General features: G+C 69.7%; 16 protein-coding genes and 4 pseudogenes. 9 read left to right on the top strand and 11 right to left on the bottom strand.

Annotation, left to right across the window (positions count from 1 at the left end; genetic code table 11):
• Positions 1–72: 72 nt before the first annotated feature.
• Positions 73–387: pseudogene (locus ACTXG6_RS18740) on the bottom strand (alpha/beta fold hydrolase); the annotation flags it as partial.
• A gap of 1,149 nt (positions 388–1,536) precedes the next feature.
• Here ACTXG6_RS18740 and ACTXG6_RS18745 point away from each other — a divergent pair.
• A complete protein-coding gene (locus tag ACTXG6_RS18745) occupies positions 1,537–1,812 on the top strand; it encodes a hypothetical protein (protein ID WP_445189106.1) in 276 nt (91 codons plus the stop codon).
• 537 nt (positions 1,813–2,349) lie between these two features.
• The gene (locus tag ACTXG6_RS18750) at positions 2,350–2,760 is read left to right on the top strand and encodes a hypothetical protein (RefSeq protein ID WP_445189107.1); all 411 of its coding nucleotides are present in this window, start codon (positions 2,350–2,352) and stop codon (positions 2,758–2,760) included.
• On the opposite strand, the gene ACTXG6_RS18755 is transcribed toward ACTXG6_RS18750, so the two are convergent.
• The 7 genes from ACTXG6_RS18755 to ACTXG6_RS18785 all read right to left on the bottom strand — a co-directional run bounded on the left by ACTXG6_RS18755 (position 2,671) and on the right by ACTXG6_RS18785 (position 15,110).
• Entirely contained in the window at positions 2,671–6,582 is a 3,912-nt protein-coding gene (locus ACTXG6_RS18755) for an AfsR/SARP family transcriptional regulator (RefSeq protein ID WP_445189108.1), read from the bottom strand. The genes ACTXG6_RS18750 and ACTXG6_RS18755 overlap by 90 nt on opposite strands.
• Positions 6,583–6,803: 221 nt before the next feature.
• Entirely contained in the window at positions 6,804–7,439 is a 636-nt protein-coding gene (locus ACTXG6_RS18760) for a hypothetical protein (protein WP_445189109.1), read from the bottom strand.
• Positions 7,397–9,175 (bottom strand): C40 family peptidase, encoded by a 1,779-nt coding sequence (locus tag ACTXG6_RS18765; RefSeq protein WP_445189110.1) that lies wholly within the window; start codon positions 9,173–9,175, stop codon positions 7,397–7,399. Before ACTXG6_RS18765 ends, ACTXG6_RS18760 begins: the two co-directional genes overlap by 43 nt.
• Entirely contained in the window at positions 9,169–11,001 is a 1,833-nt protein-coding gene (locus ACTXG6_RS18770; RefSeq protein ID WP_445190044.1) for a VirB4 family type IV secretion system protein, read from the bottom strand. Before ACTXG6_RS18770 ends, ACTXG6_RS18765 begins: the two co-directional genes overlap by 7 nt.
• Before the next feature lie 212 nt (positions 11,002–11,213).
• Positions 11,214–12,266 (bottom strand): PrgI family protein, encoded by a 1,053-nt coding sequence (locus ACTXG6_RS18775; RefSeq protein ID WP_445189111.1) that lies wholly within the window; start codon positions 12,264–12,266, stop codon positions 11,214–11,216.
• A gap of 133 nt (positions 12,267–12,399) precedes the next feature.
• A complete protein-coding gene (locus tag ACTXG6_RS18780) occupies positions 12,400–14,544 on the bottom strand; it encodes a hypothetical protein (protein ID WP_445189112.1) in 2,145 nt (714 codons plus the stop codon).
• A gap of 152 nt (positions 14,545–14,696) precedes the next feature.
• Positions 14,697–15,110 (bottom strand): pilin, encoded by a 414-nt coding sequence (locus tag ACTXG6_RS18785; RefSeq protein ID WP_445189113.1) that lies wholly within the window; start codon positions 15,108–15,110, stop codon positions 14,697–14,699.
• 192 nt (positions 15,111–15,302) lie between these two features.
• On the opposite strand from ACTXG6_RS18785, the gene ACTXG6_RS18790 reads away from it, so the two are divergent.
• Entirely contained in the window at positions 15,303–15,431 is a 129-nt protein-coding gene (locus ACTXG6_RS18790; protein ID WP_445189114.1) for a hypothetical protein, read from the top strand.
• 71 nt (positions 15,432–15,502) lie between these two features.
• Here ACTXG6_RS18790 and ACTXG6_RS18795 read toward each other — a convergent pair whose 3' ends face one another.
• Positions 15,503–16,096: a hypothetical protein gene (locus tag ACTXG6_RS18795; protein ID WP_445189115.1), complete on the bottom strand. Its 594-nt coding sequence runs from the start codon at positions 16,094–16,096 to the stop codon at positions 15,503–15,505.
• A 616-nt stretch (positions 16,097–16,712) separates the two neighbouring features.
• Here ACTXG6_RS18795 and ACTXG6_RS18800 point away from each other — a divergent pair.
• From ACTXG6_RS18800 to ACTXG6_RS18820, 5 genes and pseudogenes are all read left to right on the top strand, one after another.
• Positions 16,713–18,284: a hypothetical protein gene (locus tag ACTXG6_RS18800; RefSeq protein WP_445189116.1), complete on the top strand. Its 1,572-nt coding sequence runs from the start codon at positions 16,713–16,715 to the stop codon at positions 18,282–18,284.
• Positions 18,281–19,714, top strand: coding sequence for a type IV secretory system conjugative DNA transfer family protein (locus tag ACTXG6_RS18805; protein WP_445189117.1), 1,434 nt, complete (start codon positions 18,281–18,283; stop codon positions 19,712–19,714). Before ACTXG6_RS18800 ends, ACTXG6_RS18805 begins: the two co-directional genes overlap by 4 nt.
• A 98-nt stretch (positions 19,715–19,812) precedes the next feature.
• Positions 19,813–20,751, top strand: coding sequence for a hypothetical protein (locus ACTXG6_RS18810; RefSeq protein WP_445189118.1), 939 nt, complete (start codon positions 19,813–19,815; stop codon positions 20,749–20,751).
• Between the two features lie 365 nt (positions 20,752–21,116).
• On the top strand, positions 21,117–22,136 hold the full coding sequence (locus ACTXG6_RS18815; RefSeq protein WP_445189119.1) for a replication-relaxation family protein: 1,020 nt from the start codon (positions 21,117–21,119) through the stop codon (positions 22,134–22,136).
• 1,209 nt (positions 22,137–23,345) lie between these two features.
• Positions 23,346–23,873 (top strand): annotated as a pseudogene (locus tag ACTXG6_RS18820) (universal stress protein).
• Positions 23,874–24,009: 136 nt separating this feature from the next.
• Here ACTXG6_RS18820 and ACTXG6_RS18825 read toward each other — a convergent pair.
• Positions 24,010–24,369, bottom strand: a pseudogene (locus tag ACTXG6_RS18825) (SDR family NAD(P)-dependent oxidoreductase); the annotation flags it as partial.
• A gap of 130 nt (positions 24,370–24,499) precedes the next feature.
• Positions 24,500–24,707, bottom strand: a pseudogene (locus ACTXG6_RS18830) (phenylalanine--tRNA ligase subunit alpha); the annotation flags it as partial.
• Positions 24,708–24,936: 229 nt separating this feature from the next.
• Between ACTXG6_RS18830 and ACTXG6_RS18835 the strand changes: the two are divergent.
• Positions 24,937–25,986, top strand: a complete 1,050-nt coding sequence (locus tag ACTXG6_RS18835; protein ID WP_445189120.1) for an AraC family transcriptional regulator — start codon at positions 24,937–24,939, stop codon at positions 25,984–25,986.
• Positions 25,987–26,145 lie beyond the last annotated feature (159 nt).

A 26,145-nucleotide genomic window follows, 5' to 3' on the forward strand; every position in this document is an offset into this window, starting at 1 on the left:
TTCGGGATGATGCGGTCGGGGCGCGGGAGAAACGCTACCGGTCCCGCCTCGACGCTCGCGATGCGCGACCTGGCCGCCGGTGGAGAACCCCAGTGAGTCAACCACTCGGTGGCCGAGCGCGGAGATGAGTCCGGCCAGGTCCTCTACGACGTATTCGGGCTGGTACGCCTCGGGCCCGAGATCACGACTGCTCTGTCCGCACCCGCGCATGTCGAACAGGACAACGTGCCGTCTCCGGGACACCGGCAGCAGCCCAGGAAGCAGGTAACTGTGATCCCAGCTCGGTCCGCCATGAATGACGAACAACGGCGGGGCGGACGACGAGCCGTAGGCCAAACTGACCGCTATGGAAGCGTTCCGCTTGGTCGCCGACCGGTCAGCTGGCAAGTGGCTTAGCTGACCATGCCACTCCGCCCCCCGGTGCAGCTTCCGCGCCGCAAGCTACGCCACCTCGACTCGTACGCCCAGACCTCACCAGAGTGCGACATCACTGCCGCACGGGAGATAGCCATGGCGCCGCAGACCGAGCACGCCGGTCACGTGGTGCGCCGCACCTGCAACGCCGGTCGACCGGTGCGGCGAGTCGGACACACCCAATCAGGATGCCTGTAGCGCGCTCCGCGGTCGTCGGCCACATGGGCGGCCCCGCTGTAGCCAAATCGGGCTGCGGGCGGCGCGCCCGGCACCTTGGCGAACCCGCTAGCCGGACTGCTCCCGTCCCCTCACCGGCCATGACCAGGCGTTGCCGTGGCAGCGATGCTGACCTCGTTCCGAACCACCGCTTCGAAGCCGCCGCGTTGTGCTGGTCGCCCGGAGGGGTGGGATTAGACGATTCCGCCACGGGGCCTGTTTCGTCCGCTTAACGTGTCGCGCCGAGGGAAGGGGTCATATGAGTCGTGGTATTCATACCTACTCGGATCGCGCGGGTGGCCTTATTTCCAGGAAGAGAGTGCGATCGCGGGTACCCGTCACCGGCCTGGCGGTCCTGGTGTGCGTAGCTGGCGCTATCGCGATTCCCAGAAACGCCATCGCCTTCATTGACCTGTCGCAGTCGGCTCATAATTCCCTCGCTCATCCGGACGGTTCATGGACTGTCACAGCACCGGGTGCGGTCTTTGGTCAGGTCTTCTGCACGGGCAACTACGTTGATCCTGAGATCGTTGCTCGAGGTGTGGGAACTGCCGTTCACTATGCCATCAAGTTTCAGTGCTCTGATCCGGTGAGCTACAGCATTCAGCTGGGCGTGGATGACTTTTACGATGCTGGTCCCGGACCCGGGAACCCCGTGACCAGGCACGCTGGCGGGCCAGGAGTGGAACGCCACGGCGTCTCGGCGGAGCCGTACGCGGAGGGGTTTTCAACCCCATGCATCAACAACCAAAACAGCGGGTGGGAGATCTTCGACAGATCAACCCTCGGTGATCAGCAGAAGCACAACGACCGCAGCGACCGCGTCACGGTGGGATGCCGGGTCTGACCGTGTTGGCGGGTACCATTAACCGTCGGACGCGACAGAAGGGCTGGTGGGAGCCGGGTATGGTCGATCTGAACATGCCAGAGGACCTCAACTACGAGGAACGCCGAGCATGGCTCAAATGTACTGGCGCCGCCCTCATTGAGGAGACCGGCGAGCCGAGCGGCCAAGTAACGTTCAGGAACGCACAGGGCCGGAAGAGTTTCGCTTTGTGGTGGACTGAAGAGGAGTACCACGGTCCCTACGAGGCTGCTGAGGGCGAGCACCAGGACAGCGCCTCGGACCGGGAGTCATCGCGTAGGGACGCCCCCACGCCCAAGCCAACCGCCGAGTCCTGAAACCACCCAGTCGGCTCGGTAACTGTTCCATGGTACGAGGTTGGCCCCGTGGAGTGGGTTCGACTTGGGTGAACAGGTCCGCGACCTGTCGCGGAGCGATCTGCGAGCAGAGACTCGACGCGGTTCAGGTTCAGCGGCCAACGCCAGGGGCAGCGAGCCGGTGTAGATGAGCGCGCGAGGCTGACGGGCGCGCCCGAGACCTGGCGGGAGCGCTTCTGCGTGCGCTGACCCGTGAGGCAGGCTTTGCGGCTGCTGCAACGTCTGAACCGCCGACGGCGGCGGCCTTGCATCCGCATTGCGAGCGGGGGTGGCGGGTGTCGCACGATCGGCGAGGCCAGATTCCACACGGGCGAATGTCGATCACCTAGCGGTCGGGCTGACGGGAGTTGCCGTGCTTAACACGAAGCACCAGTCGGGCCCGATCCAGGTCCGCGGCGAGCGGCTGTGGTGCGGCGACGATGACCGACACGAGTCGGTGGAGAAACTGTTGCGACTGGTGGACGCTGTCGGGCAGCTGCTGGGGAGAAGTCACAGACGGTGGCCGAACAGATCCAGCGGTTCCGGAGCGCCTGGGAGGCCGCTGGGCACAGCCGTGAGCCGCGTGTCTCGGTCAGTCGCAGCATCTTCCCGATCGTCGACGACCTCGATACGCCGCTGTTCTGGCAGCAGCGCGACAACATCGACCAGGTCGGCTGGCTGGACGGCGGCAACGCGCGGTTCGGCGGGACGTATGCGGGGGAGCCGGACAAGTTGGTCGCCGAGCTCGCGGAGGACGAGGCGAGCGCCGCCGCCGACACGCTGTTACTCGCTGTGCCCAACCTGCTGGGCGTGGAGTACGACGCCCGGTCGGTGCGGCTTCTATTGATCGTTGGTGTGGTCGTCTCCGATTATGTCTGTGGTGCTGGGCAGGGGTTCGGTGTCGACCTCGGCGAGGTTGGTGCGCAGTAGTTCGTAGGTGCGTGTGGCCGCGTCCTGGCGGCCCAGGCTGGCCTGCAGTTGGATGATCTGTTGGTAGATCGGCTCGTTGTATTTGTCGGCTTGGCGGACTCGTTCGAGAACGTCGAGGGCCTGATCAGGCTCGCCGTTCTTGACGAAGGTGTCAGCGAGGTGAGTAGCGACGTCGACCACATCGCGTAGGACATCTTGGCGGGGGGCTTCGATCCACTCCCCGGTGAGTCCTTCGCCGAACTCGCCTCGGTAGTTGGCGAGGATCTGCCGGTAAGTGGGGATCCGCTGGACCGCGGTGTCGGTGTGGAGTCGTTCCTTGAGCGCGGTGACTTGGTTCCAGTAGTCGACCCGGAAGACGTCGGGGTCGAGCTTGCAGCGGCCGGTTCCGAGGGTGATCAGGGGCAGGGTGACCGCGCCGACGGTTTTGGTGGTGATCAGTTTGCGGAGTCGGCTGAGCACGGTGTTGACGGCGTTGGTCGGTCGCTCTGTGCGGATGTCGCTTGCCCAGACGTCGGCGGCGATTTTCTCGCGGGTGACTCCGTCAGGGTGCAGAGCGAGGTAGACGAGTACCTCTCGGCATCGGGAGCTGTGGACGGGGATTTCGCAGACCGTGGCGGGCTTGCCAGGGTCGACGGCGGGCACGGTCCAGCACAGTCGGGGCGGGCCGAGCACGTCGAGGGTGAGCACCCCCTCGCCTCTGTCGCCCGCCGCCGGCTCCGGCGGATCAGCCACGCTGGCCGCATGGGCAGCGTGGACGATGTCGTCGCTCGGCTCGGTCTCGGCGGGCCTGCTGGCCGGCAATGTGGAGGGCTCGCCGTCCGCCGTGGCCTCGTCCTCGTCGCTGGCGGTGGTTTCGGGATCGTCGTCACTGGCCAGCCTGTCGTCCGAGTCCGAGTCCGAGTCGTGTTCGGAGTCGTCGTAGGCGTCGAGATTCGGGATGAGGTCGCCTGGCGGTATCGCGATGTCCGCGCGGGTCGGAACCTGGTCGGTGGACAGTTGATCCGTCTCGTCGGTGGAGGTGTCCGACGTGCTGGGTGGGGCGAGTTGTGCGAGTGCGCCGACGGTGGCGTGGGCGGGGAAGTTGTAGGCGTAGGCCCCGTGCAGGTGTTCGGTGCTGGCGCCGCGGGTGGCGGTGACGTAGTTGTCGTCGTTGATCCCGAAGCTGTGTCCGCTGGCCCAGCCGCCGCCGATGATGAGCGCGGTGACTGGCCGGTCGGTGGCCCGGAGTAGCAGCTGGCCGAGTTCTTTGCTGTCGCCTGGGTGGGAGGGTGCGTGGGCCAGGATCAGCAGTGTCAACGCCTCGCTCGCCCCGGCAGCGCCGTTCTCGCCGTTCTCGCGGTTGTCGCCTGTCCTGGCCGGGTTGTGGTTGAGCACGTCGTCGAGGACTTCTAGGGCGTCTTCCAGCTCGGGCACGATGTGCAGTTCGTGGGGGATTCGGTCCAGTTCGGTGGTGTCTAGCAGCTCGACCGCATCGCGGCGCGGGATGATGACGCGCCCGTCCTCGGACAGGACTTCGAGGATCATCGCCCGGACTACGGCGGGGGCGTTGTCGCCGTGGATACCGATGCCGCCGGTGTTGTGGACCTGGATGTCGGCGCGTTGCCCGGTGGCGGTGAATTGTCCGACGACCAGCACCGCCGCGGCCGGTTCACTGGCCGCGCCGGCCTGCTCGGCGCCATTCCGCCTTGTGTCTTCCTGCGCGGCGGCCAGCACTTGCGGGGACGTGAACGAACCGTCGTTGCTCACCGAGTAGTTGCCCGGGGTGGGCTGCCCTGGCGGGGTCACGGACGGTGAGCTGGGCGGCTGGGTTGGCCCGGTTTGGGGGTTCGGGCGGGTTGCGGGACGGTGTCGCCGCCGCGTCGGGCGCTGGTGGGCCGGGCCGGTGGTGGGGTCGCGTTCTTCGGTCTTGGCCTGTTGCCCGGCCGCCTCGATCCGCAGACCGATGGCGGTGTTATCGGGCAGGTCGCCGCGTCGTCCGCTTCCGGGCTGGTAGCCGCGGCGGTGCTGGATGCGGTTGCGCTCGACCGATTTCCCGATCTTTTTGACCGCACGGGCGCCGAGCACTCCGCCGCCGCCGACAATGGCCACCCCTCCTGCGGCCCCACCGATTGCGCCCCATGGCACGCCGGAGTCGGATCGGTGGCGATCGGCGCCGGCCCCGGCGGGTTCGGTCGCTGGCTGCGATGACCAGCTGGCCGGCCCGTCGCCGTTAGCGCCGGGGATACCGGTCGCCGGAGTCGGCGGGGTCGGCGGGGTCGGCGCCGCCGGTGGTAGAGGGGTCGGGTCCACGGGCGGTTGCGGTTGTCCGCCCTCGGCCCCCGGGACCCCGATGCTGCCAGGGTCACCGGGCACGGTCAGCCCCGTGCTCGACGGGTCGGGCAGGGTGTGCGGGCGGTGCTCGGCCCGTGGCGTGAGTGCCCCGTCATTGGCCCCGGACGACGCTGGCGGTGGTTGCGGTGCCGGTGGTTGTGGTGCCGCGGCTGGCGGCGGTGCTGGGTTCACAGCTGGCGGGGGCTGGGGCGGCGGCGTGGTCTGGGGAACCTGTTGCCAGGGCGGCACCGAGGCGGCCGGCGGTGCGAGCGGCGGCGGTTCGAGCACCTCTGCGGGCGGTGTGTTCAGTGGTGTCCAACCGCCGCCCGCGCCGCCGCTGGCCGGCAGCGTGCCCGGAGTGTCGAGCCAACGCCCGTTAGGCAGCAGGTACGGGCGGGCGTCCGGTGCCAACCCCAGCGGGCGCACGTAGGGATCGAACGGGCCACGAGGGCCCGGCTGGTCGTAGCCGTAGCCGTAGCCGTTGCTGTTGTTTGCATCGGTGCCGCTGTGAGGGTTGCCGTTCTCGCCGGTGGCTGAGGGCAGGGTGGGCGGCGATACCGGATGGCCGGAGGAGCCATTCAGACCGCTGCTGTAGCCGCCGCTCTGGCCGCCGGAACCGCCGCCGGCCGCGCTGGGCAGAGTGGGCGGCGCGACAGCACCCCCGCCCCCACCGGCGGCACTGGGCAGGGTCGGCGGCGCCGGATGCCCGGGATCAAGCGGCGCCCACGAACGCGGGGCTAGAGGTCGCGGTGGATGCGGCGGCGGGGCGCCGGTGGTTTTGCCGGTCAGCGGTGAGGTGGTGGCCGCTTCGCCGGGGTGATAGGTCGGCAGCTTCTTCGCCGCGGCGGTGAGGTCGGCCCGGGTGTCGCCGATCTTGCGGGTCGCGTCGAGCACGGCGTCACCCTTGATCTTGTGGCCCACGGCGAGCGTGGCGAGGGCTTTGTCGTGCTCGACCCGGATGGTGTAGAGGGCGTCCGGGTCGACAGAGCCGCCGGTTGCGTAGGCACGGTTGACCCGATCGACCATCTTGTCCGCCGCGTTGGCGAACATGATCGCGTCGGCGGCCTTGCCTTGGGCAGCGCCAAGACGGTGCGCGTAGTCGTCCACGGTCGCGGCGCCGCGCTCGGCATCGCCTGCATGGGCGGCCACGAACCGCGCCAGACTGGCCAGGCGGGCATGGAAGGAGTCGGCGGCATCGCCCGACCAGTGCTGAGTTCGGACTCGTTTGAGCGCGTTGAAGACCTCATCGCCGGTCTGGCCTTCCGCGGCCAAGGCGGTGGCGTAGTCGTGGCAGGCCTGCGGCTCACCTGGAATCAGCTCGTTCACCGTGCGGGTATCACCCAGCCCCGGCGCCCCACCGCCGTGAGCCCCGCCCGCGCCGGACCCGACCCGGTCCCAGCCGTAGCGCTCGGAGCGGTTCCCACCCAGCCGGTCCTCGGAACCCGCACCCGCCGGTGGGTCACCCTGACCGCCGCCGTTGCGGTCGGTGTCGGTGTCGGCGGTGTTGTTCATGTCGCGGCCTCGGTGACCGTTCCCTCCGTGGGACTCGGTGACTCGATGCTCGCCGTTGTCCTGCTCGTCGCGACCCTGACCGTCGCGGCTTTGACCGTTTCGGCTCTGGCCGTTGCCCCGTTGGACTTCGTCATCCCCGCCGTGGTCGCTGCGCCAGTCATCCCATCCGTGGTTGTCGTGCCCGTGGTTGTCGTGGCCGGAGTTACCTCGGCTGGGGTAGGTCATGACGGGTCCCCGTTCAGCGCGTTGCGGATGCTCGACGTCGGGTCGGTGTAGGCACCGGGGGTGGTGTGGCTGACCAGGCGGGTGTCCCCGTCCTGTGGGGTGTGGGGGCGCTGGCGCCAGTCCGGCGGGCGGGGCTGGGCGGGGGTGCCGTGTCCCGGGGCGTCGTTGCCTTGGCCGGTGCCGCGTTGGCCGGTGCCGGTCTGGCCGTTGCCCTGCCCGCCGTGCGCGCCGGTGTCGGGGGTGTTGTCCGGGCCAGGTGTGGGGGCGGGTGTGGTGCGGTGCTCGGGCCCGCCGTTGCTCGCACCACCGTCGCTCGAGCCCGCGTTCCCTCCTCGGTTGGGCGGCGCGGGGTGGGTCGGATTGGGGGTCTCGGTGTGGGGCTTGTCGGCGAACAGGTCCCGGTTCTTCTCCTCCTGGCCGAGGTAGCTGGCGGTGGTGGCCGCCAGCGCTTTGCGCATCGCGTCGATCTCTTTGAGGACCCATTGGGCGGTGTTGTTGCTGACTTGGGCGTACTCGGCGACCTCTTGGGCGGTACGGGCGTCGCCGAACGCCTTCGCGTTCGGTGGGGTGGGGAATCGCCACTTGGCCGCTATGTTGGCCACGATCTCCAGATCAGCGGCTGCCTGCCGCATTCCCTCTCGGTCGATCCGCCACCCACCCGGGGCCGGGCCCGACGCGGGGAACGCCGGTAGGTGAGCGAGCGGTGTGGCGCCTGGTGGGCGGTGTATCGGCTGCATGGTGTGGCTCCCTGGATGCTCGAACGAATTGACTGGATGGCACAACCTGCGGCGGGCGTGGCGGATGGACGGAGCACGAACGTGCCCCGGGCCGCTTCGGTGGGAGGGGCGAATGGCCCGCGTTCCGACATGTGGGCGACTGACCCACACCGGGCATGCCGGCGGTGCGAAACCACCAGGTAACGGCCACTCAATCCCACCAGTTTGGTGACCTTTAATCGCCCTCGCCCCGCGCGGTGCCCGGCGGGACGGCGGCCCGCGCCCGCACAGCCGGGCGACCGGCACGCGCGCCCTAGGTGAATGCCCGACAGCTCGTTGGGAGCACGCGGCACTCCCGCTTGGCCGGGGAAATGTCTGACTGACCGACCCGGCCGCAGAGCACGCGATAGCGGCCCACGATCCCACCGTGGCGACCCGCGACGCTCCGGGCTGTTTGTGAATCGCCACTCAGGTCGTCGCGCACGAAATGCAACACCGTTAGTTGTCAAGCCGACTATTGATAGCGCGATGTGATAGCTCCAGGCTAAGTACAGTGCGCACCGGCTAAAGAGGGCCCGTGATTTCTGATAAAATAGCACTGAATTGGCAACGATGCTCTGCGGACTCGTCAGAGAATTCGACCCGAATGGGTGAGCGGTCGTGGTTGTGGCGGGGCGGGTTGCTCCGGCGTAGTTACTAGTTGGTAGAGCGTCCTGCTCAATGAGGGTGCCCACGTCTTTCGCCTGGATGACCTGATTCCCGCCCACGTATAGAGCTACGTGCGTGATCGTCGGTCCGCCGTAGAACACCAGGTCACCCGGTGCAAGCGGCTCCTGAGCGGGCAGGCGGGGCCCGGCCTGAAACTGCTGGTCAGCGGTGCGGGGCAAGGTGACGCCGGCTGCGGCGTAGGCAGCTTTCGTCAGCCCGGAACAGTCGAAACCTGTTGCCCCATTGCCGCCCCAAATATAGGGGCGTCCGATTTGTGCACGGGCGTAGTTGATGGCGGCTGCCACGGCACCGGAGCCGCTGCGTCCGCTCTTCCCACCCTGTGGCCCGTTGCTTGCCTGGTTGGCGGCCGTGGTGGCGTATCGGCGGGCTTGTGCCAGGACGTCGGTGACGTACTGATTTGAGTGGTTGTAGGAAAATATGGCGTTGCTGAGCGTGGCCGGAGTGCCCGCGCCGCTGTCGCACAGATAGGCCGCCGCGGTGTAGATCGCGTCGTGGGGGTTGTAGGGGCTGGGCGGGGACGCCCCGCCGGGTGGGACCGGATGCCGGGCGGTCACGGCGGCCCAGGTGGCGGGCTGGAACTGCATAATCCCGACACTGCCCGCGGCGTTCGCGCCGCCGTGGACCCCCGGCAGAGTTGAGCGGCCGTGGTCGGTTTCGATCTTCCCGATGGCGGCCAGTACCGACCAGTCCAGCCCTGGGCAGGTCCGTGCCGCGCCGACGTAGAGGGCCAGGTAGTCGCTCGGGATGTCGGCCACCCCGACCGGTGATCCGCCCACCACTGTGCCGCCCGGGGTGTCGTCCGGGCCGGTGGGGGTGATCGCGGCGAAGAGCAACGAGATCAGCGCGGTCAGCAGCGCCAGAGGCAGCACCACTACGGCCAGGACCCCGACGGCCGCGGCTGTACCCGCCTGCGCCGTCACCACAAGCCCCGACCTGCCGGGCCCATCTGGTCGGCCTCGCCGGGGTGGTTGTCTCCAGAGTCGTCGTGCTCAGAGTCCCCGTCGCCGTAGCCGTCGTCCGGGTCCTCGATCTCGTCGCGGTGGGGGTCGCTGAGTTCGACGGTGGCGTAGTCGCCGGATTCGGCGAGCGCGGCCAGATAGGCCGGATCGGTGGTGATCAGGTCGTCTTCGATCGCGCTCGCGGTGGCCTGAAACGCCACCCAGGTGCCCGCGCACAGCAGCCCTTGCCCGACCCCGGCACGCAGCAGGAATCCGCGCATGCCGGCCGAGAGGTCGAATACCCGCACGATCTCGTCGATGGTTTGCGGGGCTTGGCGTAGCAGTACTTGGGTCACGCTGTTGGTGATGACAGCCAGGCCGAGATCGCTGCCGAGGACGTCGGCGATGTCTTGGGACACGAAGGTCAACCCGCACCAGTGTTTGCGGGCGGATTTGGCCATGCGGTGCAGCCACCGCGCGGCCGCGGGTTGTTGCATGAACAGCCACGCCTCGTCGACCACGACCACCCTCGGTCGGCGGTGCGCGGGGTCGGAGACCTCCCGCCAGATGTGGTCGAGCACTAGCAGGGTGGCCGCGGGTCGTAGTTCTTCAGGGAGTTCCCGCAGGGAGAACGACACGAGATGCCCGGCCGCGGTGGTGGTGGTCGGCGCGGCGAACAGCCCGGAGAAGGCGCCGTGGGTGAACGGGCGCAGCCGCGCCGCCAACGCCCGCCCGGCCGGATCCGGATGCGTGTCCAGCTGGGCGGTCAGGTCGGCGAGCAAGGGCGCTGGGCGGGTCCAGGTGGTCGGGTCGGCTTGGGTGATGCCCGCGTGTGCATAGGTGGTGGTGATCGCCTCGTCCAGCACCGCCCGGGTCGCCGGATCTGGTTCGGCGCCCAGCAACACGGTGATGAAGGTGTGCAGGAACAGCCCGCGCCGGGTGACGGCGTCGGCCGGGGCGTGGCGGCGCCCGTTCGGACGGGTGTGCAGCGGCAGGTCGAGCGGGTTGAGCGTGACCGCGGGTGCACCGAGGCGAATGACGGTGCCGCCCACGGCGTGGGTCAGGCGGGTGTATTCGTCCTCAGGGTCGACGACGAACGCGGTCACGCCGCGGTAGAGCAGCCGCAACAGCTCCAGCTTGGCGAAATAGGACTTGCCGGCACCGGAGCGGCCCAGGATCACCGCGTTGTGGTTCTCTGCGGTGAATCGGTCCCAACAGACCAGCCCGCAGGATTGCAGGTTGAGCCCGTAGAGGACCCCGTCCGGCGCGGCCGCGGATACCGGGTTCGGGGCGGGCAGGTCCGGGGAGGTGAACGGGAACGCCGCGGCCAGTGCGTCGGTGTCCATTGTCCGGCGGATTTTCAACTCGTCCAGGCCCAAGGGCAGGCAGCTGGTCCAGCCTTGCCATTGGCGATACGAGGCCGGGCGGGCGGTAAGCAGCAGCGACCCGGCCAGCGCGCGGACGGCGGCGACCTCTTGGGCCAGCGTCTCCGGGTCCGGGGAATGCACGGCCAGGTAGAGGCCAACTCGGAATAGGCGCCCTTCGCCGCGGGCGATGCGGGCGGCCAGCTCGTAAGCGTCCTCGGTGGCCGCCTCGATCAACGGGTCCGGGAGCTGCCCGTGCTCGGCCTTGTGGGTGCGGCCGGACTCAAACCGGGCCAACTGCTTCCGCAACCGATCCGCGGCGGTGGCGGGGTCGACCGGGTCGATATGCACGCTCACGTCCAGCCGACCGGGGTAGCCCAGCAGCGGGTCCAACCAGCCGGGGTATGCCTCGGACGGGTAGCCGGCCACGGCGAAGACCGCGACCATCCCGGCCTCGGTCGCCACCACCCGCGCGCCCAGCAACACCTCATCCGGGCTGAACCCCGCCGCGCCCGCCAACCCACCGGTGTTCTCGGCTGTGGCCTGCCGCGGGTAGCCGGCGTCTTCGGGACCGATGTCCGGGTCGGTGTTTCGACGGAAGACCTCAGCCAGCCACTCCAACCCGCCCGCCACCGTGTAGCGGGCGGCCCCGCGGCGCGTCACTGGTCGCCGCCCTCATCGGCGGGCTTATCGGGCCTGTCCATGTCCGCTGGCTCGGCGGGAGCTGTGTTGTAAGGGTCATCGGGCTCGTAGGGGGTGTAGGGGAAGGTGGCCTCCTCGAGAACTGCGTGGGTTTGTTTGGCGTTCAGGCCGGTGACGGTGATCCCGGCTGGTGCGAGCAGCTCGGTTGCTTCGGTCAGTCGTCGGGCGAGGCGGGTGAGCGCGATCCGGTCGGCGCGGACTTGGGCGCTGCCCTGGTCGCGGCTGGGCGTGCGGGCTGGTTGCGGCTCGCGCAGTACCAGCACGACGTGGCGGCGCAGCAGCTCATGGGACTGGGCCAGCTCGGTGAGGTAATCGGCATGGTCGAGGGCGGCGTCAGCGAGTGCCGGGTGGGTCATATCGGTGGCGGCCTGGTGCAGGTCGGTGACCAGGTCGTCCACGTCCAGGGGGACGGCGCGGATCAACACCTGCACCGGCGTGGTGAGTGAGTGCAGGTAGCGGGCGAATACGGCCACCAGCGCGTCCTGCTCAGCCGGGGTCCGCAGCGCGAACGACACCGTGGACACCGCGGCGAGCACGGCCAGCCCGTCCGGGCCAAGGTCGACCACGCCGGCGGTGGCGGCCTGGCCGACCCCGCGGGCGGGCAGCCACGGCCGGCGCACCGGGCGCCGCACCGCACGCAACAGCACCCCGCCCGGGTCCGCACCCTCCCACATGCCCGCGACCACCGAGCTGTGACCTGCTGGATCCGGGTCGGTCTCAGGTGCGAGGCGGCGGGTCCGGGCTCGGTGCGCCACCGCGGCGGCGACGAACCGGTCCAGACTGACCCCGTCACGCTTGCCCAACGCCAGGGCCACAGCCGTGGCCGCGACCGGCACCGCGAACACCACGAACGCCCCCAACCCCACCGCGTGTTGGGTCGCGCTCCACAGCAGATACAACACCAGCCCGGTGACCCCGAAGATCACCACCTGCCGGGTGGTGAGACCAGCAAGGATCTTGTCTTCCAAATCGACGTCCGCGGGGATCGCGACCGCGTTCAACCGATCCATCACCATCTCCGTTCCAGGAAGAGACAGCCACCAGCCCCGCGTCCGGCAACCACCCCTCGAGGAGGGGATATGCAGGTATCGGCGAGCCGCCCGAGCAGGCCGGGCGCGGGATGAGGCGGATAGGGGAGGGGGGTTAGCCGCGTGATTCGCCGCGGCTGACCCGCGGCGCTGGCCGGGTTGTGTACGGCGGGGGGACGGGCGGGTTCGGGTGGGCGCGTCGGCTCCGCGAGCTGGGCTCGGGGACGTGTCGCCACGGGTGCGTGCCCACCGCGACACCACCGACCTGCCCCGGCCGGTTCGCGCCGGGCCGCACGACCCGCCGGTCCCGCACAGGTGTGCGCGCTGCCCGCTGCGCCCCTGGCGCGCGGGTGGGAGTCGGGGGCGAGGTGGTTCGCCTCGGCTGGGCCCGGCTGGGCCGCGAACCCGCACGCGGGTCAGGTGTCGCAGTCGGCACTGCCGGTGACGTGCGCGCGGCACTGGTCCGAGGCTGTGCGCGGCCACGGGTGCCGGTCTCGGGCGTGCGCGCGGCCGTGCGCGTGGCCGCCCGAGTCGGTCGGAGTGTGTTCTGTCGGGTACTTGGTCCGCGCCCCTGGCTGGTGCGGGTTGGCTGATGGGCCTGATCCCGCTCGCCGGCTGTCGTCGGCGGCGCCCCGGTGCGCGCGGACTTCGGCACCGGCTCTCGCGTGCGCGTTCGGTTGGTGGCACCGCCGCGGGTGTTGTGGGACTGATTGGGTCGCGGACCTGGGCCTCTGGGTCCGGTCCGGTTTCGCTGCGTCCCTTGCCCCGGACCAGGTCCACCCGGCCCACCGGGCGGGCCACCTGGCGGACCGCCGGGGTGGCGCCCTGCGGGGCCAGTCGGGCCAGGCCCAGAGCCACCGCCGCGCCGGGCGCGGCCGGCCGCCGTCGCTGTCATGCCCACGGCCTTGCCGGCGATCTTGGCCTTGACCAGGCCGAAGGTTTTGTATGCCGCGTAGGTGCGGATCAGGTTGCCCAGCAGGGACCGGCCCTGGCCGAGCTTGGCGGCCGAGAGCATCCAGAACGGCAGCTTGACCATGATCCCGACCACGCCCAGCAGCAGGAACAGGTTCAGCACCGGCGCCAGGGGGTCGGCGGCGATCTGGCTGTGGTTGAACGTGGGCATCCCACCCGGAGTGAACAGCGCCCGCAACGCCACCGTCAGCACGAGTGCCTGCCCGATCTGCCCGCCCAACAGCGCGCCGAAGGCCCGCCACCACCACCCCGCCAGCCGCTCGGTCTGGGGCAGGGCGTGACACGCCAGCGCGAGCGGCGCGGCAACCAGCAGGTTCGCCAGCAGCACCACCCGCACCACCGCGCCGATCACCAACGCGACGATCAACACCAACAACGCGGCCACCACGAAGACCACCCACAAGCTGGTGCCGGGCAGCATCACCGCGGTCAGGGTCTGGCGCATCGCGACCGCCGCGCTGGCGGGATCGACGCCGGCGCCGAGCAACGCCCGGCTCAACGCGTTCGCCAGATCGGTGGCCATACCGACCACCCACAGAGACAGGTTCGACAGGGCGAACCCCATCACCAGCCGCGGCAACAGTTCCCGCAGCGTGTAGCGGGTCTGCACGGTCTGATACATCATCACGATCAGCCCCGCGGCCAGCACGAACAGCACATACGCACTCACCGCGATCACCCGCGTGGACTGCCACAACGCCACCAGTCGTGGCATCCGCTGCGGGGTCGGGGTGCTGAACACCATCCGCCCCAGCAGCTCAACCAGCGGATTGACCCCACCGACCACCACCCACCGCAACATCCAATCCATCGCCCGGGTTGCCTGCTGCTCCAACCACCCCGGCTGATCCCCACCCGCCCCCGCGTCAGAGCCACCCGCACCGGGCTGACTTGCGCCCGGCGGACCGACACCAGGTTGACCGGTCCGAGGTTGCCCGTCGGCCGGTGTGCCGGCGGCACCGGGAGCCAGAAGGTCCGGTTCCGGGCTCGGGGTCGGGATCGGGGCGCCAGGCGGTACCGCCGGCAGAGCCTCGGTGGCCGTGCGGCCACTCGGGCGGCGGTCCAGGTGGCCGGACGTGGCCACGGCCGGGCCATTGGCCAGCGTGGCCACACCGGGCCGGTGGTCAGCCGACACGGCCAGTCCCAGCTCGCCGGCCACCCCAGCCGCATTGTCGGCCACTCTGGCCACCGGCCAGCCCGGCGCCGCTGTGGCCGGCACCGAGGTGAGAGGGGAACGACTGGTGGCCAGCCCGACCGTGCTGTCCGTGCCGCCGACGGTCAGCATCATCAACAGGACAATGAGTGCGGTGATTACCGCGACGACCGCGACCGCGGACGGAGTCGGGTCGCTCGCGCTACGAACCCCACAGGCTGGCGTCGGCTGGGCGGCGGGCGTGGCCGCAGGGTGACTCGGGGCGGTGCGGGTGGTTGTGTGGTGGGTCATCGGGAGCCCCCGACCAGCTGCTGAAGGATTGTCACGAACGCCGGGGCGAGCATGGTGAACACGAACCCCCACGCACCTGACTTGATCGTTTCCTTGGCCTTCGCGACCTGTTCGGGTTCACCATTGGCAGCCGCCAGTCGGATGCCCCCGATCGCGAGCATGGTCGCGGTCAGGGTGCCCAGGATGCGGAAGATCCAGGTCCGCAGGTTCGCCAGGAACTGCTCCAGCGACACCCCGCCCGAGGAGTCCTGAGCCAACACCACAACACCCCGCATCCCACCCCACGCGGGTACCGGTCCGGCCGGGGTCACACCCGCGAGCAACAGCCACCGCCCCACCCCGACCGCGAGCACCACCACCGCCCCGGCCAAGACAGTTGCCAGCAGCAACTGCCCCGCCACGCGCAGCACCAGAGCAGCCCGGCGCGGCTTCGTCGGGCCCTCGGCGATGGCCGCGAGCGGCTTCGTGACCGGGTCGATATTCGGGAGTGCGTCTGCCGGTGCGGTCAGACGAGTAGCCGGGTCAGCCTCGGCATGTGTGGCCGCCGGAACGGGTCCACCCGCGGGGAGAGCGGCCGCGGTCGCTTGGCCGGCGTCCACGCCGTGGCCGTTCGGGCGCGGGCGGCCATGGCGGCCGGCCTCGCCGGCCTGGCCGCCGGGGTGCCGGTGGCCAGTCCGGCCAGTCCGGCGGTCGGCGTGGCCGCTGGCCGCCACGGCCTGGCCGTTGGATGAGTGCCGGGTGGCCGCAGCGGTATCGGCCCGAGTATCGGCCTGCGTGTGGGTGGGGTCGGGGTGGGGCGTGCTCATCGTCCGGTCTCCTGGTGCTGGCCGTTGCCGTGTGCGGCGGGGTGGGTTGATCCGATGGCCGGGTCACTGCCCTCATCACTGCCCTGACCGCTGGTCGGCTCCCTGGTCGGGTCGACGGGCTCACGGCCGGTGGGGTCGGGTTGGTGGGTGGTGTCGCGCAGGGAGCGGGCGGCGCGGTAGGCGGCCATGAGCAGTCGGCGGCGGATTCGCCGGTCGCGGGAGTCGTCCAGGTCGACCCGGCGTAGCTCGGCGAGGAATCCGCCGAGGACGGCGGCTTCGAGGTCGGCGATGTCGCCGCTGTAGTGGCGCGACAGCGCGGCGACGATGCGCACTAACTCGGGCAAGGCCAGGCCCGCGCAGCCCACGGTCCAGGCCGCTTGCTGGCGGCCCCGGGTGCGGGCGCGCCGGACCAGGTAGCACCAGATCGCTGCCCGGGTCTGCGGGCTGACCGCAGGGCTGGCCAGCAGTACCCGCAGCTGGTGCAGGGGCAGCGAACGGTCCGGAAGGTCGGTGAAATGGCGCGGGTGGATGGCCAGTGGCGCCGGGCCGGTGACCAGCAGCCCGAACACCCGCTCGCAGGTCTCCAACACCGACCCCCGCCGCCGACTCCCATACCCGGACCGCGGTGGTCGCGGGGGTGGGCCCTGCTGGCCGGCGGGGACCAGATTGGTTGATTCGTATGCGGGCATGCGCGCTCCCGAATGCCGAGAAAAAGGAGGGACCACCCCATGGGGCCACACGCCGTAATTCACATCTAATTCAGAATTACTTCACCCCGTCAATGTCGTACTTCGAATTATTTAATGACTGCTTCACGGATACTTCAGCACGTACTTCACGGATACTTCACGGCTCAGCTGACAGGAGTCATCCAAGATTTTCCAGACAAGCCGCGAACTCGCACTTCACGCAGCTCAAGGGCATACTTCACGTGTCTCGAACCCCTCGCGTGGAACCGATGAAGTGCTCTCTGAATTAAAAATGAATCACGCCGCCGGCTACACATATAGCCGTACCGCGCACCACTCGCCGGCGGCGGCTGTGAAGACCTCCGCCTACGGGGGCGTGGAACCCTCTCTCGGTTCTCTTTCCTTGCGAAAGGTCGTTTCGACGATGCTCCCGATTTATTTTTCACATGGCGCGGGTGTTCTGGGATTGCTCACCGACTCGGCTTACCCGGCCCAGCCCGGTGACGCGGGCGGATGGATGGTCACCGCGAACGACTGGGCCGCGCACCTGATCACCCAGGTCGCCGCGTGGAGTGGCCCGACCAGCACCAGCGGACAGGCACTGCTCGGCGTCTGCGGCGGCGGGTTGTTGACCGGCGCGCTGATGCTGGCCGCCGCCGCGGCGGGTCGGGTGTTGGAGCGCTACCACCGCGCGCAGCGGGCGGTGTGGGTGGAAATCACACCACCACCGGCGATGCCCGCGCAGGGTGGGCTGGCGATGTGGCGGATCCTTGCCGGCTGTCTGCGCCGGGCCCGGCGCGGGTTCCCGCCACCGGTGTTGGCGGTGGAGTGGTTCGCCGACCCCGCCGGGGTCCGCGCCGGGATATGGGTGCCGGCCTCGATCTCGGCCTCCCAGGTCGCCGACGCGCTAACCCGAGTCTGGCCGGGTTCAAAGCTCACCCGTACCCACCCGCCGGTGTGGCATTACACCCCGCACCTGATCGAGCTGACTCCCTCCCGTGGCCGGTGGGCCCCGCTGATCGACCCCACCCCACGACCCGGCCCCCGCACAGTGGGGGAGGAGCCGTTGCGGGCGGTCCTGGACGCGCTCGCCCACCGCGGGCCCGGCGAACAGGCCAGCGTGCAGCTGGTCATCACCGAAGCCACCGGCCTGCGGGCCTGGCTCGCCCGCACCCTGCCCGCCACCCGGGCCGGACGGCGCCGCGGAATCGTCGGCGGGCTGGTGCGGGCGGCGGCGCCCGCGCTGCTGGGCACCCTCGCCGGAGCACTCGCCGCGGCCATCGTGGGCCTGCTCGACTTCCTGGGTCCCAGCCCGTTCAGCACCCGCACACCCACCGCACGCGTCACCAGTCGCGCCAGCATCGGATTCGCCGGATCCGAGAGCCGTGCGATTGATCCTGGTCTCGCCGCGGCGCGCAGAGCCGCCGAGATCAAGCGCGCCAGTGCGCACCTGCACGCGACGCTGCGGGTGGCGGTGTCCACCGCCGGCCCTGAACCCGCCCCCGGCCGGCGCGGGCGCCGAGGCCGGCGTCGGGGCGGCGCGGGCGCCGCGGCGGCGATCGCCGCCGGGTTCGACCTGGCCACCACGCACACCCCGCTGCGCGCGCGCCCGGCCCGCTGCGCCGAGACGGTCTATCTGCGCACCCCCGGAGACGGATTCCCCGTCACACTGGCCGAGCTGGCCGCGCTGTGGCACCTACCCACCGAGCCGCTGCTCTACCGCATCGCCGCACCCACCGCCGGTGACCGCGGCCCCGGCCTGGGCCACTCCCGGATCACCCCGAACAGCCACCGCCCGAACACACCCCCACCCCGCACCCCGCCGGCTGAGCCCGGCGACACCCCAAGCAACCCAGCGGCCAGCCCGCCGCCACCGACCCGATCCGGCGGTGCGGACCGCGCGACGGTCCGCGAATTGCCTGCCCGACCGGGCGCCGGGACCCGCCCCAGCGGGCCCCTCAGCCCCACGCGCCCGCCGACGCCGACCCGCTCCCGACGCGTCCAGCCCGGCGCCCCCCGCGGCGAGCAGCTCGGCGAGCAGATGGGCGAGCAGCGCCGCGAGCGCAGGCACGGGGGTGAGTGGCAATGAGCGCCGTCCTGGACGCCGCCTACGGCTGGCCGGCGCCGATGGATCGGGACGCGCCGAAGGTACTGGGACTGTCGCGGGACGGGCGCCGCGAGCTGATCGGCCTCGACGTCGCTGATGCCCGCTACCACCTGCACGTGCAGGGCGTGACCGGAGTCGGCAAATCCACCTGGCTGACTGGCTACGTCATCGCCGAAGCGATCGCCGGGCGCGGGGTGGCCCTGATCGACTGCATGGGCGATCTGGCCCAAGGCGTGCTCGATCGACTGCCGCGCTGGTGCGCTGAGCGGCTGGTCATCCTCGACGCGGCCGAAACCGCGGCGCCGCCGGCGTTCAACCCGCTCGCCCCCGACACGATGGGCGCCGATCCGGAGTGGTCGGCCGAGCACGTCACCGGAGTGTTCCGGGCCCTGTACGCCAAATCATGGGGCCCGCGCATGCACGATTACATGCGCGGCGCCTGCCTCACCCTCGCCCCACGCCCCGGCTCGACCGTGTTCGACATCCTGACCCTGCTCACCGACCCGGCGTTCCGCGCCCACGTGCTCGCCACGGTCACGCTGCCCCGGGGGCTGGGGACGTTGTGGGAAGAGTTCGACTCCCTCAGCCCCGGCGCCCGCGCCCAGGTGTGCGGGCCGCTGATCTCCCGGCTACGTGGGGTGCACTCGCGCCGCTTCGCCCGCGACCTGCTCGCCAGCCCAACATCCACATTCGACCTCACCGAGATCCTGGACGGCGGGATCCTCATCGTCCGGATCCCCAAGGGCGAGCTGGGCGAGGAAACGTCGCGCCTGATCGGGTCGCTGCTGCTGGCCGGGCTGTGGGCCCACACCACCCGCCGCGCCTCCCGCACCCCCGAGCAGCGCCCCGACGCCTCGATCGTGGTCGACGAAGCGCACAACATGCTGCACCTGCCCATCGGGGTCGAGGAGGCACTCGCCGAGTCACGGGGCTACCGCACCAGCTGGGTCCTCGCGCACCAACACCAATTCCAGCTGCCCCGCCATGTCGCCGCGGCGATCTCGGCGAACTGCCGCAACAAACTCCTCTTCAAGATCAGCCCCGAAGACGCCGGCACCCTCGCACCGCACTTCGCGCCCTACCTGAGCGCACACGATCTGTCCGCCCGACCCGCGTATCAGATCAGCGCCCGCACCGTGCACCACGGCCAGGACCAACCCCCGTTCACCCTCGATGCCCTCCCACTGCCCGCGCCAATCCCGGGCCGCGCCGAATGGCTACGCCGCCGCGTGCGCGCACGGATCGGACTCACCAAGGCCCACCGCGAGGCCGAACACAAGCACGCGGTCATCCAGCGCAGCCTGCGGGCGGCCAGTGCCCGAGTCCCCACACGGCCACCGGCCGTTTCGGCGCCCACCGGGCCGCGCCGCCGCCCGCGGGACGGACGGACCGTTGATCGGTCGGGCTGGTGAGCCGGCGATACCGACAGCGCGCGCCGCCACTGCGGGTCCATCTCGCCCCCGATTGTGCCCGCCCCACCCCACCCACTCAGTCAGCAGGGAGCACAACCATGCGAACCAACCCGACCACCCCCACACAGCACCCGCACGCCCACCCAGCCACCACCCCCACGACCACGACCACCGGTGCGGACAGCACGCCCGGAACTGATCAGCCGACCACCGACACCCGCGGGGTCCGGGTTGCGGTATGGGCGCTGCTGCGCACCCTGATCGGCTCCCTCGCGCTCGGGGTCGTCACGGCCGGGGCCATTGCCCTGCTCATCGGCAACCCCCACGACCGCGTCACCGCCACGGCGGCGGACAGGGCCGGCAGCGAGCCGCGGGTGGCCACGTCGCCCCAGGTGCGTCCCGTCGCATTCACCACCGCGCTCACCGCCTCGGCCGGGCTGTCCCGAACCGGTCCGGTGCCAGTGTCGGCATCGGTGGCCGGTCTGGTGTCCCACCAAGAGCGCGGTGGCTGCGCGCGGACCGATCTCGACTCCGACTCCGACGACCAGCCCGGCCTGATGGTCCAGGCGGGCCCACTCGGCGTCGCGGTCGGACTCGACGACTCCCCCCGCGGCGGCTGTGACCGGTCGGACTGGTCCGGGCGCGCCGAGTCCTCCAGCTCGCACGACACCGCCAAGCACTGCGGCGAGCGGGCCCGCGACTGCGCGCAAGACTGCACCTGCCGCGACAACGGCCCGAACTGGGCGCCGAGCGGCTGGAACGACAGCTGGGGCAACGCGCCCGCGCGACGCTCGACCTACCCCAACAGCTACAAACCTGGCTACGGCCCTGGTTACGGGTACGGCGTCCCCAACGGTGCCCGGAGCGGATACGGCCCCGGCTACCCGAACGGATACGGCCCACCCAGCCGCTACTACGGACCCGGCTACCCGCCGGCCGCCGATCCCGGCGCCACCGGGAGCTGCCACTACTACAACCCCGGCGACACCGGCAACCTGCCGCACGGCGGCGTGGTGTGCACCCCAACCGGCCAATAGCCCACCGAACCCGCCGCGTCCGGGCCACGACGATCTCGGCCGCAACTAACCGAAGCAAGCGCACCAGATCGAGCGGCGCAACCCGCCAGCCCGAGCGGTAGGTGAAGTAATTCATTCACTCCCGCCCAGCGCCCGGTGAAGTAACGGGTTGGGTCCGCCGCTTGGACCGCCAGTTAGTCCGCTGGTGGGTCCGCCGCCTAGACCGGCGGACCCAGCAGCGCACCCCGTCCCCGCGTATCCGCAGCTCACACCACGCAGGAGCCTCGATGCCCGGCGCCCGACTAACCCACAGGGTCACCCAGTCCCACATAAATCCACAGACGAGTGCCCCCGAACATCCTCGGTCCCCGACTCCAGATCCAGTGTTGTCTCCCGATCCAAACCCAGCCACCCACCGAGCACCCCGCTCCGCCGACTCCGGGCCAGCGGCCCGGCCCCGTCGGCCCGCCCGCCCGGACCCGGCCCAACCCGTCACCCGCCGACCAGCCGGTGCCCGCCCAGCCGGCGGGGACCGGGGCAGGCTGGCCGACGCGATCACCGAGGGCGCCCGGCTCACCAACCGGGACCGCCAGGTGCTGGCGCTGCTGGCAGACCACCGGGTGATGACCGCCGAACAGTTGGGCCGCTTCGTCTATCCCAACATCCACCGAGCCCGACACCGGCTGCACCTGCTCACCACCCGCCGGGTGCTGGCCCGGTTCCGCCGGCTCACCCCGGATGCCGGGTCGCTGCCCTACATCTACACACTCGGACAACTCGGCGCCGCGATCCACGCCGCCGCCCACGGTCGGCCACTTCTTAAGCCCAGCGACATCGCCGACCGGATCATCCGGCTCCAACAATCCGCATCACTGAACCACCGACTCGGAGTCGTTGACTTCTTCACCAGGCTGCACGCCGCCGCGGCCCGCATCCCCGGCGCCGAGCTCACCGAATGGTGGCCCGAACACAGAATCGCGGCCGCCTGCGGAGACCTCATTCGGCCAGACGGTTACGGGGAATGGGTCGAACCCCGGCTTGGCACCGAAGTGGTCCGCACCGGGTTCTTCTACGAACACGACACCGGCACCGAAAAACTAGCCACCCTGATCGACAAGATCGACCGCTACAGCGCCCTCTCCACGACCGACATCGCCTGGCCCATGCTGTTCGAGCTGCCCAACCCCGCCCGGGAACACAATCTGCACCGCCTGATCAAGGCCCGCTACGGCCCCCGCGGCCCCGCCACGCTGATCGCCACCACCCACGCCGGCTACCTGGTCGAGCCCGCCAACCCCGCCGGCCCAATCTGGTGGTCGCCCGCCACCTCCGGGCACCGCCGTCAGCTGTCCACCCTCGACCAGAACACAACCGTCCCCACCATCGGCGGCGGGCCGACCCGATGACCAGCCAGTCGCCGGACATACCCCGCCACCTCCCACACGGTCCGCGCTGGCATTCAGCCACCCGGCCAGGACAGCGCTACCAGCCGCGCACGCTAAGCGCCGAGTTGGAGCGTGGAGCTGGTCGGTGGCCGGCGTGAACGCCCGGAGGAGGGTGAAAGCCACCCGGGGACTGGGCGACGCGCCGCAACGACTGGTCAGCCTCGCCACAGGTGCCGCTTACGCTGATGTATCAACCCGCACGCTACGAAGGTACATCTCCCAGGGCAGGCTGACCGGCTACCGCGTCGGCCCCCGTCTGGTCAAGGTGGACCTGAACGAGCTGCGGAACCTCGCTCGCCCCATCCCGTCAGCTGAGCAGGCAGGGATTGGGCAGGCCAATCGACAGGGCGTGCGGTGAGCACAAGCGCCGCTCCAAGTCAGCGCGAGTTCACCCTTGCCGTCCAAGGCAGGACCAACTCTGTTACCCCGGGGTCGCCTTCGGCCCGATCGATGGCATCAGCAAGGAGGATTACCAACAGGTCTGGTAGTGGGGCCTGGTCGGGATACAGAACAGCGACTTGGCTCGTCACACCGGGGTGTCGAACCTCGAACCCGCTGATTAAGAGTCAGCGTTCAGGGGTGTCGGACCGTGCCGCGAGGTGTCGCGTTGTGCCGTTTGGACTGCTCAGGTGCGGTGGGGTGTGTCGGGGAGTGCCGGATGGTGTCGTCATGTGCTGGTCTTCTCGGGCGCGGCTCGGGCGCGGCTCGGGCGCGGATTGAGGGTCGCGGTTGTCCAGGGAGGTAGGGGGCATCGCCGTCGCTCTTGGTACCCCGTGGTTCACCGCGCTCCCGCTTGCACTCGTCATTCACTCACCAACCACTCTCTGTCCGATCCGGCTCGCTTGTCGGGGTTGGGGGAGCCCGGTGCTCGTGGCCGACCTGTCCGGCTGCGGCGGTGGTATGAAACTGACAGAGACGCTTGACACCCCGGCCTCTTGATCACTAAGGAGACCGGGCGAGGGGGATGTCTGAGAACCGGTGGGCTCCGCTGCTCGGACAGGCCTGGGTCATGCGGGGATACCCGCTCGCCCCCTCCGGGCGCGTGTGTGGCGGGCCGAGGGATCCGGCGGATCCGGGTCGTTCGGCGGTATGCCCGGGACGGTGCCTGGGCACACTCTGATTCTGCCGGCCGCGCGGTTGCGTCTGGCCCGGTCGAGGAGGTGAAGGCTCGTGACTCAGTCACAAATTGTCCTTGTCGGGGTGGACGGCTCCCCCGAGTCCGGCACCGCCCTGAAGTACGCGGTGGCCGAGGCCAACCGGCGGGGTGCCCGACTGCGCGTCGTATCTACCTACTTTCCGGAGTACTCGGTGCACGGGCGCACTCAGCCACTGACGGTGTCCGAGACGGCGATCGAGGCCGACGTCGAGGCATAGACCCGGCGCATGGTCGAGGAAGCGCTGGCCGGCGATGCCCAGCCGCCGCCGGTGGAGATTGTGGTCGCGGCCGGACCTGCCGCCGGGGTGCTCATCGATAAGTCCGGCGAGGTCGATGTGCTGGTACTGGGTCACCGCGGTCGCGGTGGCTTCGCCAGCATGCTGCTCGGCTCGGTCGGTCTGCAATGCGTGTTGCATGCCCACTGTCCCGTGATCGTGGTTCGCCCGACCGGGGTAACGGAGTCGGCCCCGATCGCCGAGCCGGGCGCGGGCGGCACCACCGAGTCGGTGGACGCCGCCCCGACCGCGGAGCCCGCGCGCTGACCGGACTCGAACCCCGGGCTGGTGGTGCTTCTGCGAAATCGTCCTGCGTACCCGCGCCGTCTGCGCCCCGAGATCCTCGCCTGTGGGTGCCACGAACCCTGTGCAGCTCATGCGACCTACTGATCGAGGCCGCGTACGCCGCGATAGTCGGGAACGCCTGGTAGCACGCGTACGAGCCGACGTTGACGATCGCCCGCGACCTCTGGGGGATCATCGCGCGCATTGCCTCGCGGGAGTGCAGGAACGCCCCGGTCGCGTTGACGGCGAGGACCGAGTTCCAGTCGTCGAGGGTCATGTCGACGACGTTCCTTGTTGATGATGATGCCAGCGTTGTTGACCAGGATGTCCACTGGCCCGGGAGATCGACTCCCTGGACCCGGCTCACCCGCTCGCGCCGATCCGGAAGCGCAGGCAGCTCGACGCCACCGAGGACGACTACATGCTGGGCAGCGCAGCGCTCCAGTCTGTTCACGCCGAGCTCGCTCAGCGTGTGCACCGCACGGGGTGAGTGGTTGCGTGGACGCCTGAAGGCGATCCGAGTTCGAGCGTCGGGGCGGGAGAGATTAGCGAACGGTGCCGGTGATGTTGCACAGGGTGGGTGTGTAGGTGCGGCTTTCCGCCAGCGAGCGGTCCCAGGGCAGGGTGACGCTCACCCGCTCCCTCGAGCAGCACCCAGGGGTCGCGCTCGGCGGTCAGCTCGACACGGAGGTCGTCGTACGCGGCCTGCACGGCGAGCCGGGCCTCGTTGACGCGCTTGCCCGCCTCTGCCTTGGCCTGCGGGGGCAGCGCGCCGATTTTCCGCCGGGCGGACAGCACGGGCGTCCGGTCCCCCAGCGTCCGAACCACTGACCTGTCGCTCGCGTACGTCGAAGAGAACTTTCCGCACAGTTGCGGGGAATCTGGCGCTCGAATCGCGCACCTGGTTAGCCAGGATGCGAACTGCGCCTCGAACGTGGTCCGGAGGCATGCGTTCGCGCCGTTGACACTGCTACCCGTGAGCTCCACTATCCACTAGCCGAGGCCAGGAGTGCACCACCAGTGCAGCGCCCGGAGGGAGCGCCACATGAGATCGCGGGAGCCCGTCCCCACCCCCGCAGTGGCGACCGTGCCTCACTGGAACATCGACCAAGCAAACGGTCTCTTGATTCACCGCGCGGTCTGCCGTTCTGGTCTGCTCGACGAGTTCCGTGCTCAGTTGAACAGCTACTTCTACCCAGCGCGCGTGGAAACCCTCAGTCACAACGCCGACCTGAAGACTTCCCTGCTGAGCGCTGTCCGTCTGGAAAACATCACCATGGGTTTCGTGCGCTTCGGCTCGGAGGCCATGGTCGATCCGGGGGCGTTGGGTGCCTACCACATCAACGTGCCGCTCGCTGGGCAAGTGGCGTCGGAGTGTGGACCCCGGCAGGCTCTCGCAACACCTGGTCGCGGTGCGGTCTTCACGCCCCGGGAGCACACAGTGCTGCCTTGGTGGAGTGCTGACGCCGCGCAGCTCTGTATCAAGATCGCCAAGACTTCAGTCGAGGATGAGCTCGAGGCCTTGCTCGGTCATCCGATCCCCAGAGACATTCAGTTCGATCTTGCACTTGATCTGACAACCGCTCCTGCGGTCAGTTGGCTGGCCACGATTCGGTTCCTGATTGAGGAGATCGACCGGGAGGACGGTCTGCTCGAGCGGTCCAGCAGTCATCGCGCATACCTGGAACGTCTGATTATCGCGGGACTGCTTCACACGCAGGGACATGACTATCTCGAAGAGCTGCTAACCCCGGTAGCTCCTGCGCGTCCGCGCACAGTCAAGAGGGTCATGGACTTGATCGAGTCTAATCCCCAGGTGAACTACACCTTGTCCGAATTGGCGCGTCACGCAGGCGTCGGCGCCCGTAGGTTGCAGATCGCGTTTCAGGAGACCCTGAACACGACCCCTACCCAGTATCAACGAAAGATCAAGCTCGAGCAGGCTCGCGTCGACCTGCTCGGCGGCAACGGCAATGTGTCGGAGGTGGCTTATCGATGGGGGTTCAATCATCCTGGTCGTTTCTCCATGCGTTACCAGAGTGAGTTCGGGGAATCGCCGTCGCAATCCGTCGCGCGGGCCCGGCGTCGTGGGTAACTCGTGTTTTGGCTGGGCGAGGACGTGATCCGGCCAGGACCGACGCAGGGCGCCGATCCCTCGCCGAATCCGTCGCGGCGGTCCTTGTATTGAGCCACGGCACAGGTGACGTTCTGAGGCCCGCCCACGTGGCGTTCGTCGATAGCATTACGCCTCATC

The sequence above is a fragment of the Pseudonocardia sp. Cha107L01 genome, from assembly GCF_052566575.1.

Excerpts from the sequence above, each read along its gene's own strand:
- ACTXG6_RS18745 (WP_445189106.1), top strand. The coding sequence starts at position 1,537 with ATGGTCGATCTGAACATGCCAGAGGACCTCAACTACGAGGAACGCCGA.
- ACTXG6_RS18755 (WP_445189108.1), bottom strand. The coding sequence starts at position 6,582 with ATGAACAACACCGCCGACACCGACACCGACCGCAACGGCGGCGGTCAG.
- ACTXG6_RS18760 (WP_445189109.1), bottom strand. The coding sequence starts at position 7,439 with ATGCGGCAGGCAGCCGCTGATCTGGAGATCGTGGCCAACATAGCGGCC.
- ACTXG6_RS18770 (WP_445190044.1), bottom strand. The coding sequence starts at position 11,001 with ATGGTCGCGGTCTTCGCCGTGGCCGGCTACCCGTCCGAGGCATACCCC.
- ACTXG6_RS18775 (WP_445189111.1), bottom strand. The coding sequence starts at position 12,266 with ATGGATCGGTTGAACGCGGTCGCGATCCCCGCGGACGTCGATTTGGAA.
- ACTXG6_RS18780 (WP_445189112.1), bottom strand. The coding sequence starts at position 14,544 with ATGATGCTGACCGTCGGCGGCACGGACAGCACGGTCGGGCTGGCCACC.
- ACTXG6_RS18800 (WP_445189116.1), top strand. The coding sequence starts at position 16,713 with ATGGTCACCGCGAACGACTGGGCCGCGCACCTGATCACCCAGGTCGCC.
- ACTXG6_RS18805 (WP_445189117.1), top strand. The coding sequence starts at position 18,281 with ATGAGCGCCGTCCTGGACGCCGCCTACGGCTGGCCGGCGCCGATGGAT.
- ACTXG6_RS18810 (WP_445189118.1), top strand. The coding sequence starts at position 19,813 with ATGCGAACCAACCCGACCACCCCCACACAGCACCCGCACGCCCACCCA.
- ACTXG6_RS18835 (WP_445189120.1), top strand. The coding sequence starts at position 24,937 with ATGAGATCGCGGGAGCCCGTCCCCACCCCCGCAGTGGCGACCGTGCCT.